18 protein-coding genes are annotated in these 16,761 nt (G+C 56.9%); 5 read left to right on the forward strand and 13 right to left on the reverse strand.

Annotation, left to right across the window (positions count from 1 at the left end):
- Positions 1 to 2 precede the first annotated feature (2 nt).
- The gene (locus ACTG2U_RS02065; RefSeq protein ID WP_005336856.1) at positions 3 to 467 is read right to left on the reverse strand and encodes a MarR family winged helix-turn-helix transcriptional regulator; all 465 of its coding nucleotides are present in this window, start codon (positions 465 to 467) and stop codon (positions 3 to 5) included.
- A 170-nt stretch (positions 468 to 637) separates the two neighbouring features.
- Positions 638 to 1,852, reverse strand: coding sequence for a UPF0149 family protein (locus ACTG2U_RS02070; protein WP_302245989.1), 1,215 nt, complete (start codon positions 1,850 to 1,852; stop codon positions 638 to 640).
- A 231-nt stretch (positions 1,853 to 2,083) separates the two neighbouring features.
- On the opposite strand from ACTG2U_RS02070, the gene ACTG2U_RS02075 reads away from it, so the two are divergent.
- Positions 2,084 to 2,944, forward strand: a complete 861-nt coding sequence (locus ACTG2U_RS02075; protein WP_302245992.1) for a CvfB family protein — start codon at positions 2,084 to 2,086, stop codon at positions 2,942 to 2,944.
- Position 2,945: 1 nt separating this feature from the next.
- Positions 2,946 to 3,257, forward strand: coding sequence for a cysteine-rich CWC family protein (locus ACTG2U_RS02080; RefSeq protein ID WP_005352321.1), 312 nt, complete (start codon positions 2,946 to 2,948; stop codon positions 3,255 to 3,257).
- 55 nt (positions 3,258 to 3,312) lie between these two features.
- Here ACTG2U_RS02080 and ACTG2U_RS02085 read toward each other — a convergent pair whose 3' ends face one another.
- Positions 3,313 to 3,636 carry an HI1450 family dsDNA-mimic protein gene (locus tag ACTG2U_RS02085; protein ID WP_005336851.1) on the reverse strand — a complete coding sequence of 108 codons (324 nt, stop codon included), beginning with the start codon at positions 3,634 to 3,636 and terminating at the stop codon, positions 3,313 to 3,315.
- A gap of 147 nt (positions 3,637 to 3,783) precedes the next feature.
- Here ACTG2U_RS02085 and ACTG2U_RS02090 point away from each other — a divergent pair, with 147 nt between their 5' ends.
- Positions 3,784 to 3,912, forward strand: a complete 129-nt coding sequence (locus tag ACTG2U_RS02090) for a hypothetical protein (RefSeq protein ID WP_267511908.1) — start codon at positions 3,784 to 3,786, stop codon at positions 3,910 to 3,912.
- Between the two features lie 3 nt (positions 3,913 to 3,915).
- Here ACTG2U_RS02090 and mtgA read toward each other — a convergent pair whose 3' ends face one another.
- The 5 genes from mtgA to minC form a co-directional block, all read right to left on the reverse strand.
- Positions 3,916 to 4,707, reverse strand: a complete 792-nt coding sequence (gene mtgA, locus ACTG2U_RS02095) for a monofunctional biosynthetic peptidoglycan transglycosylase (RefSeq protein ID WP_302245995.1) — start codon at positions 4,705 to 4,707, stop codon at positions 3,916 to 3,918.
- A complete protein-coding gene (locus ACTG2U_RS02100; protein WP_302245996.1) occupies positions 4,692 to 5,018 on the reverse strand; it encodes an HI1450 family dsDNA-mimic protein in 327 nt (108 codons plus the stop codon). The genes mtgA and ACTG2U_RS02100 overlap by 16 nt, the downstream gene beginning before the upstream one ends.
- Before the next feature lie 197 nt (positions 5,019 to 5,215).
- Positions 5,216 to 5,482, reverse strand: a complete 267-nt coding sequence (minE, locus tag ACTG2U_RS02105) for a cell division topological specificity factor MinE (protein WP_005336848.1) — start codon at positions 5,480 to 5,482, stop codon at positions 5,216 to 5,218.
- Between the two features lie 2 nt (positions 5,483 to 5,484).
- Positions 5,485 to 6,297 (reverse strand): septum site-determining protein MinD, encoded by an 813-nt coding sequence (gene minD, locus ACTG2U_RS02110; protein WP_005336847.1) that lies wholly within the window; start codon positions 6,295 to 6,297, stop codon positions 5,485 to 5,487.
- Between the two features lie 18 nt (positions 6,298 to 6,315).
- Positions 6,316 to 7,035 carry a septum site-determining protein MinC gene (gene minC, locus ACTG2U_RS02115; RefSeq protein ID WP_013723728.1) on the reverse strand — a complete coding sequence of 240 codons (720 nt, stop codon included), beginning with the start codon at positions 7,033 to 7,035 and terminating at the stop codon, positions 6,316 to 6,318.
- 107 nt (positions 7,036 to 7,142) lie between these two features.
- Here minC and ACTG2U_RS02120 point away from each other — a divergent pair, with 107 nt between their 5' ends.
- Positions 7,143 to 7,421 carry a YcgL domain-containing protein gene (locus ACTG2U_RS02120; protein ID WP_439973946.1) on the forward strand — a complete coding sequence of 93 codons (279 nt, stop codon included), beginning with the start codon at positions 7,143 to 7,145 and terminating at the stop codon, positions 7,419 to 7,421.
- Positions 7,422 to 8,275: 854 nt separating this feature from the next.
- Here ACTG2U_RS02120 and ACTG2U_RS02125 read toward each other — a convergent pair.
- From ACTG2U_RS02125 to ACTG2U_RS02135, 3 genes are all read right to left on the reverse strand, one after another.
- Positions 8,276 to 9,646 (reverse strand): L-serine ammonia-lyase, encoded by a 1,371-nt coding sequence (locus tag ACTG2U_RS02125; RefSeq protein ID WP_005336844.1) that lies wholly within the window; start codon positions 9,644 to 9,646, stop codon positions 8,276 to 8,278.
- A 275-nt stretch (positions 9,647 to 9,921) separates the two neighbouring features.
- A complete protein-coding gene (locus ACTG2U_RS02130) occupies positions 9,922 to 11,307 on the reverse strand; it encodes an L-serine ammonia-lyase (RefSeq protein WP_100653670.1) in 1,386 nt (461 codons plus the stop codon).
- A 152-nt stretch (positions 11,308 to 11,459) separates the two neighbouring features.
- The gene (locus ACTG2U_RS02135) at positions 11,460 to 11,744 is read right to left on the reverse strand and encodes a pyrimidine/purine nucleoside phosphorylase (RefSeq protein ID WP_021230003.1); all 285 of its coding nucleotides are present in this window, start codon (positions 11,742 to 11,744) and stop codon (positions 11,460 to 11,462) included.
- Between the two features lie 270 nt (positions 11,745 to 12,014).
- Here ACTG2U_RS02135 and ACTG2U_RS02140 point away from each other — a divergent pair, with 270 nt between their 5' ends.
- On the forward strand, positions 12,015 to 13,256 hold the full coding sequence (locus ACTG2U_RS02140) for a dicarboxylate/amino acid:cation symporter (RefSeq protein ID WP_005360943.1): 1,242 nt from the start codon (positions 12,015 to 12,017) through the stop codon (positions 13,254 to 13,256).
- A gap of 1,622 nt (positions 13,257 to 14,878) precedes the next feature.
- On the opposite strand, the gene pfkA is transcribed toward ACTG2U_RS02140, so the two are convergent.
- Together pfkA and tpiA are read right to left on the reverse strand one after the other, a co-directional pair.
- Entirely contained in the window at positions 14,879 to 15,850 is a 972-nt protein-coding gene (gene pfkA, locus ACTG2U_RS02145) for a 6-phosphofructokinase (protein ID WP_005336840.1), read from the reverse strand.
- Positions 15,851 to 15,999: 149 nt separating this feature from the next.
- Complete coding sequence (gene tpiA / locus ACTG2U_RS02150; RefSeq protein WP_047440675.1) at positions 16,000 to 16,755, reverse strand: triose-phosphate isomerase; 756 nt, start codon at positions 16,753 to 16,755, stop codon at positions 16,000 to 16,002.
- Positions 16,756 to 16,761: the final 6 nt, after the last annotated feature.

A 16,761-nucleotide genomic window follows, 5' to 3' on the forward strand; every position in this document is an offset into this window, starting at 1 on the left:
GATTATTTCTCCCGATCCAGTGATTGCAGCTGCTCGATGGCGGCGCTGACGCTGTGCAGATGCTGGCGGATAGCCTCGCGGGATTCGCTAGGCAGATAGTCGGTCAGGGTATGTTGCCAGCTGCCCGCTTCACTCTTGAGCTGCAGGAAGAGGGCGAGCCCGGCATTGGTGAGGGAGACTAGGCTGATGCGTTTATCCTGCTCGCTGCTCTCGGTAAAGATGATCCCTTTTTCGACCAGACGGCGGATCTCGCGGGAGATGCGCACCTTGTCCATGCCGCTCGCCTCGACCAGCTCTTTCTGGCTGATGGGGTAGTTGGGGCCGAGCACCATCATCAGGCGCCATTGCGGCACGGTCAGCTGGTAACGCTGTTCATAAAACTGTTCGAAGGTATCCCGTAGCATCTCGGCGGCATGTACCAACTGATAGGGCGGGTAGTGAGCGAGTAACGCTATGATTTTTGACATATTACACCCTGCTGTGACGGCTGCATCAGATGCAGTTTCTTTTGATACTTTGACATTGATGATACGAAACTCAAGCTGATTTGTCTGACCCGGTTGCGATGAAATGTGCGGTGGCGCACGCCCTCAAGGAAAAACCGGGTCTGACCGACGGGATTTTAAGCCAACGCTGTTCAGCCTTTACGCAACCAGATGAGGGCGTTCTGCTTGAGCCAAGCCTCACGAGTGTGGATGGCGTAGAGCGCGGCCTCGTCGCGGCTGCCCGCTTGCCAGCTTTGTGGCTCCTGTTTGGGCAGCTTGCGCTGACCCAGCAGGCAGGCCGGAATGTGCGGGTTGGCCTCGATGGCGACCAGCAGATGGGGCTTGGCTGCCTCGGCACCCTCGGTAGCAAAGAGCATCAGCGCCTTGTTATAGAGCAACCAGCTGGAGGCTTCATCGAAGCGCACCAGCAGGGCGGCCAACGCCTGCCAATCCCCTTGCAGTGCATAGAGGGTGGAGAGGTTGTAGCGGCAACCCAGCTCATCGGCCATGCAGATTGTCAGCAGCGCCAGATACTCCGCTTTGGCTTCACCCAGCTTGCCAAGGCGCAGCAGGCAGTCGGCGCGCCCGGCTCTGGCGGCCAGCAGAGGGCGCAGTTCGGGGGCACTCCAGCCGTGGCCGGCGATTTGCTGCCAGAAGGCGTCGTCAAACAGCGGAGTGGCATCGGCGATGATCTTCTCGAACCAGCCGAGGCGGGCCTGATGATCGCGGCAGCTGTCGGCCAGCTCGAACCAGGTCTGCCACTGTTGGGCCTGCTCGCCATTGAGGGCCACATCAGCGCTGGGGGCGGCCTGATACTGGTCGAGGTTGAGCAACTGGTTGAGGGCGGTTTTCATATTCTGGCGCTGGCGTTTGCAGAACTCGACAAAGGGGAGTTCGCTGGCGGCTGCGCTATAGAGCATCTGGGCCATCTGCTTGTCGCGAAACAGGCTCAGCTCTGCGGCCAGACTGAAGCGGTACTGGGTGGTCGGGTCGTTCAAATCCTTCGGCTTGGGCCAGGTGGCAAAACCCATGCTGAAGCCATAACACCATTGACCGAGGGGGTGGCTCTGTTCGAACACCTGCTCGGGGTTATCGCTGGGCAGGCGGCACTGGCTGGGCAGGGCCAGCTGGGCGTCGTCGGCTTGGGATTCCAGCTCGGCGATCAGGTGGTTGAGGGCTTCTGCGCTTTTTTCATCCAACTCGGCATCCTGTTCCAGCAGACCAGCCAGCGGGTGTTGCCAGTCAGGGGTCTCTGGCCCCACCAGACGAGCACAGAGAAAACCGTGCAGGGCCGGGTAGGTCATGTCCTGATCGCTGTGGCTCTGGATCCATTGATTAAGATGGCGGGTACGAGTGGATGGGTTCATCGACAGTTCCTCTGGATTTGAACAGCCGCGAAGTCTACCTAAAAGTGGGGTTATTTGCAGTAAATGGCCGCCTGTTTGGCGATTTAATCACCATTGGCGGATAAGATAGGGGCGAAAGGGCGGTTCGTGGTGGCTTGGGGACTAGGCCGGATCACCGCTCTTGAGGTAACATGCGCGCCCATAGGGGCCATGATCAATTGGCCCATCCGGGTAATGAGAAAAGAGAGCACCATGATACAGATTGGCAAGATGAACACCCTCACCGTTGTTGAACTCGAAGACCGTGGCGCCTGGCTTGCGGCCGATGAGTACGGTGAACTGCTGCTGCCCAAACGTCAACTGCAGGAAGGGGTGAAAGAGGGGGATAGCGTGCAGGTCTTCCTCTATCTGGATGCCGATTGCGAGCCGGTGATCACCACCGACAAGCCATTTGCCATGGTGGACGAATTTGCCGGTCTGAAAGTGGTCAATGCCAACAAGATTGGTGCTTTCCTCGACTGGGGCATGAAAAAGGATCTGTTCGTGCCCAGCCGTGAGCAGAACAAGCCGATGCAGGTGGGCCACGTTTATCTGGTGCGTCTGCAACTGGATAACGAAGGGCGCATGGTCGGCACCAGCCGCATCGAGCGTTTCCTGACCCCGGCCGGCAGCAACTTCAAGGTCGGTGACGAAGTGACCGCGCTGCCGGGGGAGCACTCGCCCTTGGGCATCAAGGTGATCGTCAACGGTCAGTATCCTGGCATGCTGTTCAAGAACGAGGTGTTTGGCCGGGTGATGACCGGTCGGCCGCAAACCGCCTGGGTCAAGCAGGTGCGCGAAGATGGCAAGCTCGATCTGACCCTGCAAAAGCCGGGTCTGGCGCGGGTTGATGATGCCGGTGAACGCATTCTGAGCCGGATGAAAAAGCAGGGCGGCAGTCTGGCGGTGGGTGACAAGAGCGAACCCGAGCTCATCTACAAGTTGTTCAGCATGAGCAAGGGCACCTTCAAGAAGGCGATCGGCGGCCTCTACAAGCAGGGCAAGATCGTCATCGAAGATAACGCCATCACTCTGGTGGCCACAGAGACCGACTCGGCCGTGGATAGCGAATAAGATGCCGAGTCCCTGTGTTGGCCTCTGCAAGGCGAAAGATGGGCTTTGCCTTGGTTGTGGCCGCACCTTGACCGAGATCGGCCACTGGTCGGCGATGGATAGCAAGGCCCAGCTGGCGGTGATGGCCGAGCTGAATGGCTCGAAAAGCACCCACCGCTGTCCGGGTTGTGGCGAACCGGCCCATTGCGCCGTCTCTGCCGGTCAGACCATTGCGCAGTGCTGGTGCAGCCAGTTGCCGGTATTGCCGATGCAGGAGGCCAGCGCTTGCTGGTGCCGCCGCTGTCTGGCCAAGGCCATCGCGGCGCAGGATTAGCAGAGAACAGCAATAAGAGTGCACAGAAACAAGAAAGGCGCCGATGGCGCCTTTTTTATGCCTGCTGCTGGCGATGCCAGCGCACATGCACTTGATCTTCGGTCAACAGACGGGGCAGTAGGAAGGTGGCGAAGATCACCTCAAACTCATCCTGATGATCCAGCAAACCGACCCACACTTCGACCCAGCGCTCCATATCGACCGGCTCACCAAGCTCGGTCGACCAGTCGGCATTGGGCAGAGTCGCCTCCACGGCGCCACGCTGCTCAAACTCCAGGGTGATGTCGACTATTTGTTCGGGGGCCAGCATATCGGCGGCCTGCTCAAGAAACTGATCATAGGCCCATTCGACCAGCTGATCCGGGGTACGCTGTTCCATGAAATCACTCCAGATACATCGAGGTTCGCTACTGTAACAATTATTGGCTGTGGCGGCCAGACCAGTGCGCCGGGCGTGGCTGGCCTGTCCAAGTTGCCGTTGGGGGAGTATGGTTAAGGCGCGGATCATCTGGCAGGGAGTAAGGGGATGAAACAGCGGGGACGGCGCCAACAGATCAAGCGACGGCGCGAGGCCTGGTGGTGGCACTATCTGCCACTCCACCGCGAGACGGTGGGCGGCCATCTGGGCCCACCGGAGAAATCCGATGAGCCCTGAGGATCAGTCGGCCTGATGCACCCGATTGAGGGTGATCTGACCCAGTTGCCCCATCTGGCGGCGGATCCAGACCGAGCGCTTCTGCACATAGGGTGACGGGGGCTTGACCCGATAGCGCCACGGATTGGGCAGGGCAGCAGCCAGCAGGGATGACTCGTAGCGGGTCAAGCGGCTGGCCGGTTTGCCAAAGTAGGTGCGGGCAGCGGCTTCGGCGCCATAGATGCCGGGTCCGAACTCCACGATATTGAGATAGACCTCGAGAATGCGGGCCTTGTCCCAGCCCAGCTCCATCAGCAGGGTAAACCAGGCCTCCAGCCCCTTGCGCAGGAAGCTGCGATCACTCCACATAAAGAGGTTCTTGGCGGTCTGCTGGCTGAGGGTGCTGGCGCCGCGCACCCGTTCGCTGTGCTGGTTGTGCTTGAGCGCGGCGTTGATGGCATCCATGTCAAAACCGTTATGGTCGGCAAAGCGCTGATCCTCGGCGGCGATCACCGCCAGCTGCAGCTCCTTGGAGATGGACGCCAGATCTACCCATTGATGGCGCACCTGGGTGATCTTGGCGGGCGGAAACAGAGCTCGCTCGATACGCCAGCTCCACATCGGCGGATCGATAAAACGCAGCAAGGCGACCGAGCCGACCGAGCAGAGCAGCCCGGCCAGCGCAATCTTGCCTGCCCACCTCAACACCCGGCGCCCAAGCGATACAGATGGACGTTCAGGGGCCACAGAGTCAGGGTCAGACTCCCACTGATAGTGGCTGGGATCATCGGGATCCGGAATTATTGGGGCAGCCATTCGATGTGGCAGAACTTCTCGTCAACACGGCGGGAGAGCAGCATGCGGGCAAACAGGTGCTCATACTCTTGTTCTTCATTGCCAAGGCCAACCCAGATCTCGGCATAGTTGGTATCGCTCACGGCAAAACCCACGTCCGCTTCCCAGTCATCGGCCGGGTCGGTTTCGGCCAGCAGGCCGCGATCGTTGAACTCCTGATTGAAACGGGCGATCTCCTGCTCCGGCAGGTTGTCAGAGGCCAGCTCCATAAAGAGTTCGAGGGCGGTATCGAGCAGTTCCTCGACGCTGTGCATTTCGTCATTCATAGACATAAGCGGTCTGTTCCAGAAAAGAGAAAAAGGTGCCGGCGCAGATCACTGCCTGCGGGGCGGCGCTATTCTAGCGGTCGGCAGACCCCTTGGCGAGATGAGGCGAACCGCTGTGGCCTGTTTTTGTGCCAATAAAAAACCGGATCCAGTGACAGGATCCGGTCTTCATTGGGGGAAGGGGTCACGCATAGGGCGTCAGCTCATCCCTTCTTGTCATCGGCGAAGGTGATGTTGAGCTCCAGTACCGACAGCTCATCACTCTTCTGATCCAGTTGGACTGTTATCTTCTCCGGATCAATGTTGACGTATTTGCGGATCACATCGAGGATGTCCTGCTTGAGCTGGGGCAGGTAATCCGGCCCCCCTCTGGATGAACGCTCGTGAGCAACAATGATCTGCAACCGCTCTTTGGCCAGTTGTGCGGTGTTCTGTTTCTTGTTGGAACGAAAATAATCCAATAATGACATGTTTAACTCCCGAACAGTCGGCTAAAGAAGCCCTTCTTCTCTTCTTCCAGAAAACGAAATTCCTTGGCATCGCCCAGCAGGCGGGACACCGCATCTTCGTAGGCCTGACCGGCATCGGACTCCTTGTCCAGAATGACCGGTTCGCCTGAGTTGGAGGCGCGCAGCACCGCCTGGGACTCCGGGATCACCCCGAGCAGAGGAATGGCCAGGATCTCCTGCACATCCTGCACGCTCAGCATGTCGCCGCGGTTGACGCGGGTCGGGCAGTAGCGGGTCAGCAGCAGGTGCTCCTTGATGGGGTCTTCGCCACGCTCGGCGCGACGGGACTTGGAGGCCAGGATGCCAAGGATGCGGTCGGAGTCACGCACGGAAGAGACTTCCGGGTTGGTGGTGACGATCGCTTCATCGGCAAAATAGAGTGCCATCAGTGCGCCCGCCTCGATCCCTGCCGGGGAGTCGCAGACGATGTAATCGAACTTCATCTCCGCCAGCTGATCCAGGATCTTCTCGACCCCCTCACGGGTGAGGGCATCTTTGTCCCGGGTCTGGGAGGCGGGCAGGATAAACAGATTTTCCGAGCGTTTGTCCTTGATCAGCGCCTGATTGAGGTTTGCTTCCCCATTGATGACGTTGACGAAGTCATACACCACGCGCCGCTCGCAGCCCATGATGAGATCCAGGTTTCTCAGACCGATGTCAAAGTCAATGACCACTGTCTTGTGACCACGCTGGGCTAAGCCGGTGCTCAGGGCCGCACTGGTAGTGGTCTTGCCAACGCCACCTTTACCCGATGTAACGACTATGATTCGCGCCATTCTCGCTTCCTTGTAACTCTATTTGATACGGTCTATTCGGAGTTGTTCGTTGTCCAGCCGGACGTGTACCGGTTGCTGGATCAGGCCTGCTGGCAATGCATCGCTCAGCTGGAATGTGCCCGCGATGGAGAGCAGCTCGGCCTGTAATTGCTGGCAATAGATCCGGGCCTGGGTGTTTCCCCGGGCACCGGCAATGGCTCTGCCACGCAGGGTGCCATAAATATGAATGCTGTCGTCGGCGAGCACTTCAGCTCCCGGACTGACGGACCCCAGCACCACCAGCGAGGTGCCGGCGGCGTAAATTTGCTGGCCGGAACGAACCGGCCCCACATGTACCTTGCTCGGGATCAAGGGGGCGGGTTCGGGCTCGGGAACCACCTCAGGGGCGGCTGGCGCGGGGGCAGGCTCGGGTTCCGGTTCGCTCTTGCGACTCTTGCCCGAGGCCATCACGGCCAGTCCCACCGCCTTGGCGGCTGTCTTCATCTCTTCACTGCGCGCCCCCGTGATGCCGACCAGCACAAACTCTTCGGACTCCACCAGCTCCTTGAGCTGTTCGAAATCGGGAATATGTTCCAGTCGGGAAACATTGATCACCAGCGGCGCACAATTAAAAAAGTAGGGTGCCTGGGCCACTTTTTCTGCCAACAACTGACGTATCCGCTCAGGCTCGCCATCGCTGATATGCAACACAGAAATAGTGAAGGTGGTCCCTTTCAATTCGTTATCGCGCTCAACCATGAATCTTCCCCGAGGCAGAGATGCTAATCCGTTATTGTTATTCAATTCCTGATGTTATAGTTTGCCCCCATCAGAGGCAATAAACTCGTCGGATTATATCAATTTCCATGTTGTGTGCAGTCTATAAAAGTCGCAAAAAAGCCGAGACCTACCTTTTTGTTGAAAAAAGAGAGGATTTTTCCCGCGTTCCCGAGCCATTGCTGAGCGCATTCGGGCGTCCCGAGCTGGTGCTGATGACCAAGCTGGATCCGGCCAAGCCCTTGGGGCTGGCTGATGTCGGCAAGGTGATGGCCGCGCTGACCAACCAGGGCTTCTACCTGCAGGTACCGCCGCCCCCCGAGAATTTGCTGGCGCAGCACAAGGCCAGCCTGAAACAGCCATCCTGAATATCCAGCCCCGTTGTGTGTTCTGCCCAGCGGGGCTAATTCTTTGTGACTCTGCATGACGCCTTCCGGCCCCGGAGAGGTGGCCTGCGATAATCCCGTGACAGGATCTGGCCAAATTAAACCCTCCCTTTGGTGATATTCACTTTTCGCTGTTTAAATAGAAAGTCAATCTACTCCCAACACCATATCGTCAACCTTTGCTGGCGCTCACAAAAATAGCGAGCGGCGTGCTCTCATATCCTCCATTTCAACGGCTATTGGCCCATTCATCGATTATTTTCAGCCGCTTCTTTGGGCGCTTTTTTGGCCTCCACTGCTCGATGCGTTTTACATCAAATAGGGCGTAAAGAGGGCGGTGATAACGGTGCTAAAACCAGTTTGCCCGATGCGCTGTGGCCAAAATGATGAACTAACCCCCTGTTTGTGTACTTGATTGTTTGCCCTGATCACGAAAGTGCCACATAGGAGGCAATCAATGTGGCGGCGTGATAATCCGCAGGGTGAGCGGTAACCGCGTCTTGCCAAACAAGGGTATGACCAAAGGAGGGATATTGAGCTGAGGGGGCATCTCGATATCGATTAGTTGTGGAATCGTGACCGGGGCAAGATAGCGGGTAAATGTTACTGGCAGGGGCAGAACGTCGCTTCCAATCCACTGAGACGAGTTAATCAAGGTATCTCATCAGAGAGGCATTCAGAAAAAGCAATCCGCATTGCGGTGGCGTAGTAGGGTATATCCGCGACGCCCAACAGTGAAATGGTCGGTATGCCGGTATAAGTGCCCGGCATTCCATTCGGGCAATAAAAAAGGCGGGATATCCCGCCTTTGTTCAGATGAGGGTCGTAACCCTTATTTATTCGCAGGCAACCTGCATCACCTTGATGGCCAGACCGCCACGGGAGGTTTCACGGTACTTGGAGTCCATGTCCTTGCCGGTGATGTACATGGTTTCGATCACCTTGTCCAGGGAGACGCGCGGCTTGGAGGTACGACGCAGGGCCATACGGGAGGCGTTGACTGCCTTCATGGCTGCGATGGCGTTACGCTCGATGCAAGGCACCTGTACCTGACCGGCAACCGGATCACAGGTCAGACCCAGGTTGTGCTCCATGCCGATTTCGGCAGCTTCGCAGACGTGCTCCGGGCTACCGCCCATCAGCTCGGTCAGACCGGCAGCGGCCATGGAGCAGGAGACACCTACTTCACCCTGACAGCCCACTTCGGCGCCGGAGATGGAGGCGTTCATCTTATAGAGGATGCCGACGGCACCGGCAGCCAGATAGAAACGGGTGTACTCGTCGCGGCCAACCGGCTGGATGAACTTGTCGTAGTAAGCCAGTACGGCCGGGATGATACCGGCAGCGCCGTTGGTCGGGGCAGTGACCACGCGGCCACCGGCAGCATTCTCTTCACTCACGGCCAGAGCGAACATGTTGACCCAGTCAACGATGTTCATCGGGTCGCTCGAGAGGTTCTCGTTGGTGTTGAGCTGACGGTAGAGCGGTGCGGCACGACGGGGTACGCGCAGCGGGCCGGAGAGAACGCCTTCGGTACGGCAGCCGCGCTCGATACCTTCACGCATGGTGTTCCAGATCTTGCCGAACTTCTTGTAGATCTCTTCCGGAGTGTTGAAGCACTTCTCGTTTTCCATCATCAGGGCAGAGATGGAGAGACCGGTCTGGCTGCAGTGGGCAACCAGCTCAGCGGCGCTCTTGAACGGATAGCGTACGGACATGTCGCCGCTGTCAGCCTTGCCGAAGTTCTCTTCGTCAACGATGAAACCGCCACCGATGGAGTAGTAGGTCTTGCTGTAGACCACTTCATCTTCGATCAGCGCAGTCAGCTTCATGCCGTTTTCGTGCAGCGGCAGGGCTTCGTCGTGGAATACCATGGCGTCGCGCGGGAAGCTGACGGTGTGGCAGTGCAGGCCGATCGGCAGGCGCTCGGTCTGCTCAACACGGGAGATAAACTCGGGGATGGCATCGATATCGACATTTTCCGGCAGGTTGCCAGCCAAGCCCATGATGATGGCAGTGTCGGTATGGTGGCCTTTGCCGGTCCAGGAGAGGGAGCCGTAGACATCGACATTGATCCGGGTTACATCGCGGATCTTGCCGCCCGCGCGCAGCTCGTCAACAAACTGTTTGGCCGCTTTCATCGGGCCAACAGTGTGGGAAGAAGAGGGGCCTACACCGATTTTGAAGATATCAAAAACGCTGATCATGTCACTATTACCTCAGGGTAGAAGGGGGCGGCATGCCCACTCACAGAAATTTGGGAGATCCATGGAGCGCGCTTGTCAGCGCAGGTCACAGAACCAGATAACCGTAGTGTAACGGCTCCAGACCTAAAAAAAGTTGAAATAGATCTATTTTTGTTGAATCTGAGGCGCGAGTATAAAATTTATTTTTGTGCTTATCCATTTTGTTAAGCGTTTGCCCATAAAAATACCCGGCGATGCCGGGCATTTCGGAACCAAATGGAGTCATTTGCCGTTTTTTAACATTCGGTAATGTTAACGGCGAGGCCGCCACGGGCCGTCTCCTTGTATTTGGTCTTCATGTCGTTGCCGGTCTCCCACATGGTCTTGATCACCTTGTCGAGCGACACCTTGTGCTCACCGGTGCCGCGCAGGGCGAGGCGGGCGGCATTGATCGCCTTGACCGCCCCCATGGCGTTGCGCTCGATGCAGGGCACCTGCACCAGTCCGCCGATGGGATCGCAGGTGAGGCCGAGATTGTGCTCCATGCCTATTTCGGCGGCGTTCTCCACCATGGCCGGACTACCCCCCAGCAGTTCGGTCAGCGCGCCAGCCGCCATGGAGCAGGCAACCCCAACTTCACCCTGACAGCCCACTTCGGCCCCGGAGAGGGAGGCGTTCTTCTTATATAAGATGCCGATGGCAGCCGCGGTGAGGAAGTAGCGGATCAGCGTCTCGTCATCCACCTTGTGAACGAAGCGATCGTAGTAGTGCAGCACGGCGGGAATGATGCCCGCGGCGCCATTGGTGGGGGCGGTCACCACCCGGCCACCGGCGGCGTTCTCTTCGTTGACCGCCAGCGCAAAGAGATCGACCCACTCCATCACCATCAGCGGATCCTTGTTGAAGTTGGTCTCGCAGCTTAACTGGCGGAACAGCCCCGGGGCGCGGCGCCGAACCTTGAGGCCGCCCGGCAGCACCCCTTCGCTTTTGCAGCCTCGCTCGACGCAGCCCTGCATCGCCTGCCAGATCTTGCGAAGCCCCGTTTTTATCTGTTCATCGCTGCGAAATACCCGCTCATTGGCGAGGATCAGCCCCGAGATGGAGAGGCCGCTCTCCTGACAGTGGGCCAGCAGTTGGGCACCGCTGTCGAACGGGTAGGGGACAGGGTGTTCGGCATCAGACTTGGCAGCCTCTTCCTTGGCGGTGGCAAAGTGGCTCTCTTCAATGATGAAGCCGCCCCCGATGGAGTAGTAGGTCTGGCTGAAGCGCAGGTTTTCCTCTTTATCAAAGGCCCGCAGAGTCATGCCATTGGTGTGGGCCGGCAGGGTTTTGCGGCGGTTGAAGATGATGGCACCGGTGCGGGGAAAATGGCTTGGTTGTTCGCCTGCCAGCTGCAGGTTCTGTTCCTTTTCCACTCGAGCCAGAATGGCGGGAATCGCATCGATATCGACCGACTCCGGTTCAAAGCCCGACAACCCAAGAATGATCGCCTTGCCGGTACCGTGCCCTTTGCCGGTCTGGCCCAGTGAGCCGTAACACTCAACTTCGACCCGCGTGACCAGTGGCAGATGCCCTTGCAGCTTGAGCTGCTGGACGAAGGTATAAGAGGCACGCATGGGGCCGACGGTATGGGAAGAGGAGGGGCCAATTCCGATGGAAAACAGGTCAAACACGCTGATCATGACATCAATCCGGTGATGGTTTATGTCTGTTTATTCTAGGATTTTTGCCATGGATAGGAAGCGGGGATGTGCGGTGCTGTGACATGGACACAGATAATAGGGCTGGGGGGACCAAGGAAGTTGAAGGGGCTGATCCCCTTCAACCGGCCTGATCAGTCGAGAAATTCGCATAGATAAGCTGTGGGGGTTTTCACTTCCAGTTTGAAGGAAGAGTGACCGGCCACCAGGAAGGATTCACCCTGGCTGTAGGTGTGCCACTCATCTTCATCAGCCAGCTGGATGGTGAGGGCGCCTTTGATCACTGTCATCCGTTCGGGGGCGGCGGTGTTGAACAGGTAGTCACCGGCGTTCATCACCCCGACGGTTGATTTATCGCCTTTTTGTTCGAAACCGATGGATTTTACATTTCCGTCGAAATACTCGTTAACTTTCAGCATCTTTACATCCCTGTGTGTACGTTTGTGCAGCCAAACTAGCACAATCTTTTGCCAGTTGTCATGGGGGATGAGGTAAAAATCGCCGAGACCGCTTTGAATCTTCACTTTTTCGCAAACTTATTAATAGCCAAGGTTAATGATTTGCTGATTTAAAACAGCAATTAAATGTGAGATAACACGCGCAAACAGGGGAATGGGCAGCCGCTCATTCCCCTGTTTGGTTAATTGCACTGGGAAAAGTGTGAATTTTGCTACATAAAGGAACGTATTGTGTTAACTAAAGGACTCATTAAAAACATCGGCTTCCAGGTTGTGGTCGCCATGGTACTGGGCGCAGTGGTCGGCGCGTTCATGGGTGAACAAGCCACCGTGTTTGCACCGCTCGGTACCCTGTTTATCCAGCTGATCAAGATGCTGGTGATCCCGCTGGTGGCGGTAGCCATCCTCTCCGGCGCCGCCAATCTGGGCGCCAGCCCGGCTGCGGGCAAGATCGGTGCAGCGACGCTGGCTTTCTTCCTCGTGACCTCCGCGTTGGCCGTGTTGCTGGCGCTGGTGATGGGGCAGATCTTCAAGCCGGGTGTCGGGGTCGATTTCGCTTCCGTTGCCTCCATGTTTGGCGGTGACTACGCCGATAAAGGGGCGCTGCCGGATGCTGTCGCCACCTTGCTTGGCATGATCCCCACCAACGTCTTCAACTCCCTCAACGAAGCGAACATCCTGCAGATCCTGGTGTTCTGCATGTTCCTCGGCATTGCGCTGGCCAAACAACCACGCGAGCGGGCCAAGCCACTGGTCGATGGGCTCAATACTCTGGTGGATGCCTTCGTCTGGATGATTAACAAGGTGATGATCATCGCACCGCTCGGGGTGTTCGGTCTGATGGCGGAAGCCATCGGTACCTATGGTTTCGACGTGCTGACCCTTGTACTCAAGCTGTTCGTGGTTTATGTGGCAGCCATCCTCATCTTCGGCTTCGTGGTCTATCCGCTGCTGGTGATGATGTTCTCCAACACGCCGGTGATGAAGTACCTCTCTGCCATGAAGAAGCCGCAGATCGTGGCCTTCTCCACCGCCTCTTCCATGGCGACCCTGCCGGTCAATATGGAGACCTGCGAGCATGATCTGAAAGTGACCAACGCGACCGCCTCCTTCGTGTTGCCGCTGGGTGCCACCATCAACATGAGCGGCAACGCCATCTATTACGGTCTGGTCGCCATCTTCTTCGCGCAGGTTTACAACATCGATCTGAGCGTCGGTGCCTGGGCGGCCATCATTGTGACCTCCACTCTGGGGGCAATCGGCCAGGCCGGTGTGCCGGGCCCAAGCTTCCTGGTGGTTGCCGTGCTGCTGGCGGCCGGGATCCCCATCGAAGGGTTGCCGCTGCTGTTCGCGCTGGATCGTCTGTTCGACATGATCCGCACCTCCCTCAATATCACCGGCGATGCGGCCTGTGCTGTCATTGTTGACCGCTTCAGCCCGGAATATGACCCAGAGCGTTGGAACAAGGCATAATTGCTTTGAGCTGGACTGAGATATAACAGCCCTAAGCTGACACTGCGTAACGCGAGCCCCTGCCATGATGGCGGGGGCTTTTTTATATCTGCCGGACAAGTATCAGAGCAAAGGTGTGCACAAGAGATTGCTGACGGATTTAGCTGTGTTGAATGGAGAGTACAGGAGAGGAAAACATCAGTTGTGGGCATGGGCCGTGTGGCGTCAACCGGCCTGTTGTAGATGCTGGGGTAGGGGATTGTCAAACGGCGGGTAACAAAAAGGGGAGCCTTGCTCCCCTCGGATATGATCTGCTGCTGGTTCTACTCCATCGGGCCATATGGTTAAACCATCCTAGTTACACCCTTGTGGCGAAAGAAACAGCGTCAACGTGATGAAATCATATCTATGTTGACCATCTCGGCATTATTACTGAAAAGCGCCAGTTGGTGGCGATTAAACAGACATGGCAAAGAGGGTCGGTCCGGATTGATGCCTCTCTATCCGGCTCAGAACTGTGACAGTGAGGGCAGAGAGACAGCAACCAGGGTGAAAAACACCGTGAAAACGGCAGTAACGACAAACTCTTTCATTTTTCTCTCCCTAAGTTGTTGGTTGATGTAGTCAAGATACCATAACAAGGGGGTAAAACAAGGTGTAAATTGATAAAACAGCTTCTTTTCTTGTTAAGTTGGTTGAGATGGCTATTTTTGTCATATTGAGCTGATTTTATCACCTGCTCTGGCATGATAGGCATTCAAGACTCTGCTTTTATGATTATGTCATTTAAATTCAATTAGTTGGTGAGCTGTTGGCTGGTTTGGTGAAGGGTTTTGTATGGAGCTCAAGTGGGCGTTTTATAAGTTTTCACCCTCGTAATAGTGTCATTGAGGCCATAAAAAGTGCGCAAGGCAATGATTTGACGATTCCTGACGTAGATAGCCCATCCAAAAGAAGTTTATGGAGAGAGTCTGGTTGCCAACCCTTGTCGCAAAATGACTTTATCAGGCCGATGTCTCCGCATTTTTACAGCAACACTTCGCTTTACAGGGGGGAGAACCATGGATTGGGGGGATACGGATTGGCAGCTGGCTGTTTTATCACCGCCAATTTCCCCGTTGGCCTCGGAATAGACATGGCTGCAGCAAGAGTGAGGTGCGCAATAGAGCAGAGGCGTACTCTCTGGCTGGGCTGGGCTGGGCTGGGCTGGGCTGGGCTGGGCGCGAGTAGCGATTTGCGTGGCCGGTGCATCTGCGTGAGTCATGTGAGTGCAATACGAGCGCAGCGCCGGAGCATGGTTGGGTAAGATATCTGAATCCCTTCTACAAGATTGAGATATAAAAAGCGGTGTATGACGAGGAGGCTGAACAAGCTCGTTTCAGGGTCGACAGAGCGCAGTTCAACGCAATCCGGTTCGCAGTGATAAAACATCTACGACAATACCGGAACTCTGTTCGTAGGCTGAAGCCGGTTGCTGTGAGGAGGGGAAGGCTGTGATCAGTCAGATGGCGCAAGGGTTGGGGATCAGGCAACCCGTATGGTGAGGGGCACACAGCGTGCCGATGCACCGGTTTTTGTAATATATTAAAAAACCCTCCGATGGAGGGTTTTTGTCATCAACAGCCGGTTAAAAGCCGCGAGGCTTAGAACAGGGTGGTGGAGAGGTTGTACAGCTCCTGATCAAACGGACGCTTCATGTTCTCGATGCAGTCGATGATGTCGTGGTGGACCAGCTCGTTGCGCTGGATACCGACGCAGCGACCACCGTGACCAGCCAGCAGCTGCTCAACGGCGTAAGCACCCATACGGCTGGACATGATGCGGTCACGGGCAGTCGGGGCACCGCCACGCTGGATATGACCCAGGATGGTGGCGCGGGTTTCACGACCGGTCAGTGCTTCGATATCTTTGGCCAGTGCGTTCACGTCGGTAACGTGCTCGCAGATGGTGATGATGGCGTGCTTCTTGCCCTTGGCTTCGCCTTCCTTAATCTGCTTGAGCAGCTTCTCTTTGTCAAAAGCCACTTCCGGCACGATCACATATTCGGCACCACCGGCAACGGCGGCGGACATGGCCAGATCGCCACAGTGGCGGCCCATGATCTCGACCACGGAGATACGGTGGTGGGAGCTGCAGGTGTCGCGCAGACGGTCGATGGCGTCAACCACCACGTTCAGAGCGGTATCAAAACCGATGGTGAAGTCGGTACCGGCGATATCGTTGTCGATGGTGCCCGGCAGGCCGATGCAGGGGAAACCCTCTTCGGTCAGCTTCTTGGCACCCATGTAGGAGCCGTCACCACCGATGACGACCAGCGCATCGATACCGTGCTTTTTCAGGTTTTCGATCGCTTCGGCGCGCACTGCGGGGTCTTTGAAGGCAGGGAAACGGGCGGAGCCGAGGAAAGTACCACCACGGTTCACCACGTCGGAGACGCTGTGACGCTCCAGCTTGACGATGCGATCCTGGTGCAGACCGAGGTAGCCATCATAAATACCGTAAACTTCCAGGCCATGATGCAAACCGGCGCGAACCACGGCGCGAATGGCTGCGTTCATACCGGGTGCGTCGCCACCACTGGTCAAAACACCAATACGTTTGATTTGTTTGGTCATGAGTGCCTCTGGATCTGAGTTGTCAAATACGAATGTTTAAATAGACAAGCCACTTTTACTATATCGGCTTTCATATGGGATGCGGGGGCCACCATAGGAAAAGCGATACAAGAGAGGGGACGAGCCCCCCTCTTTGCCGTAATCAGCGATTACTTGGCAGCGCCAGCGATGATCTGGGAGAAGTCGTCCACTTTCAGGGACGCACCACCGACCAGGCCACCGTCGATGTCCGGCTGACCGAACAGGTCGGCTGCAGTGGCGCCAGTGACGGAACCGCCGTACAGGATCTGTACTTTGGCAGCAACGGCGGCATCAAAACCGGCCAGGTACTGACGGATGTGAGCGTGAACGGACTGAGCGATCTCCGGAGTGGCAGTCTTGCCAGTACCGATGGCCCATACCGGCTCGTAAGCGATAACGGCGTTGTTGAAGGAGGCGATGCCGCAACGGTCGATAACGGCTTTCAGCTGGGTCTCAACCACGTTCTTGGTCACGCCGGCTTCGAACTGCTCCAGAGTTTCACCGATGCACAGAACCGGGATCAGGCCGCCTTTCTGGATCGCTTCGTACTTGGCAGCAACCACGTCGTCAGTCTCTGCGTGCAGGGTACGACGCTCGCTGTGGCCGACCAGAGAGTAGGTGCAACCAAAGGCTTTCAGCATGGAGGGGGCGTTTTCGCCGGTGAAGGCACCAGACTCATGAACGTCAGCGTTCTGGGCACCGTAGGCAATCTTGCTGCCAGCGGTCAGTTGCTCAACCAGACCCAAAAAGATAACCGGCGGGCAGACGGCGACTTGTACAGAAGGATGAGCGGCAGCAGCCGGGGTCAGTCCTTTGATCAGAGCTTCTACAGAAGCTTTGGTGCCGTTCAGTTTCCAGTTACCCATTACCAGGTGCTGTCTCATCTTGTA

This window comes from Aeromonas sp. 95A, assembly GCF_051919235.1.
GTDB lineage: Bacteria > Pseudomonadota > Gammaproteobacteria > Enterobacterales > Aeromonadaceae > Aeromonas > Aeromonas veronii.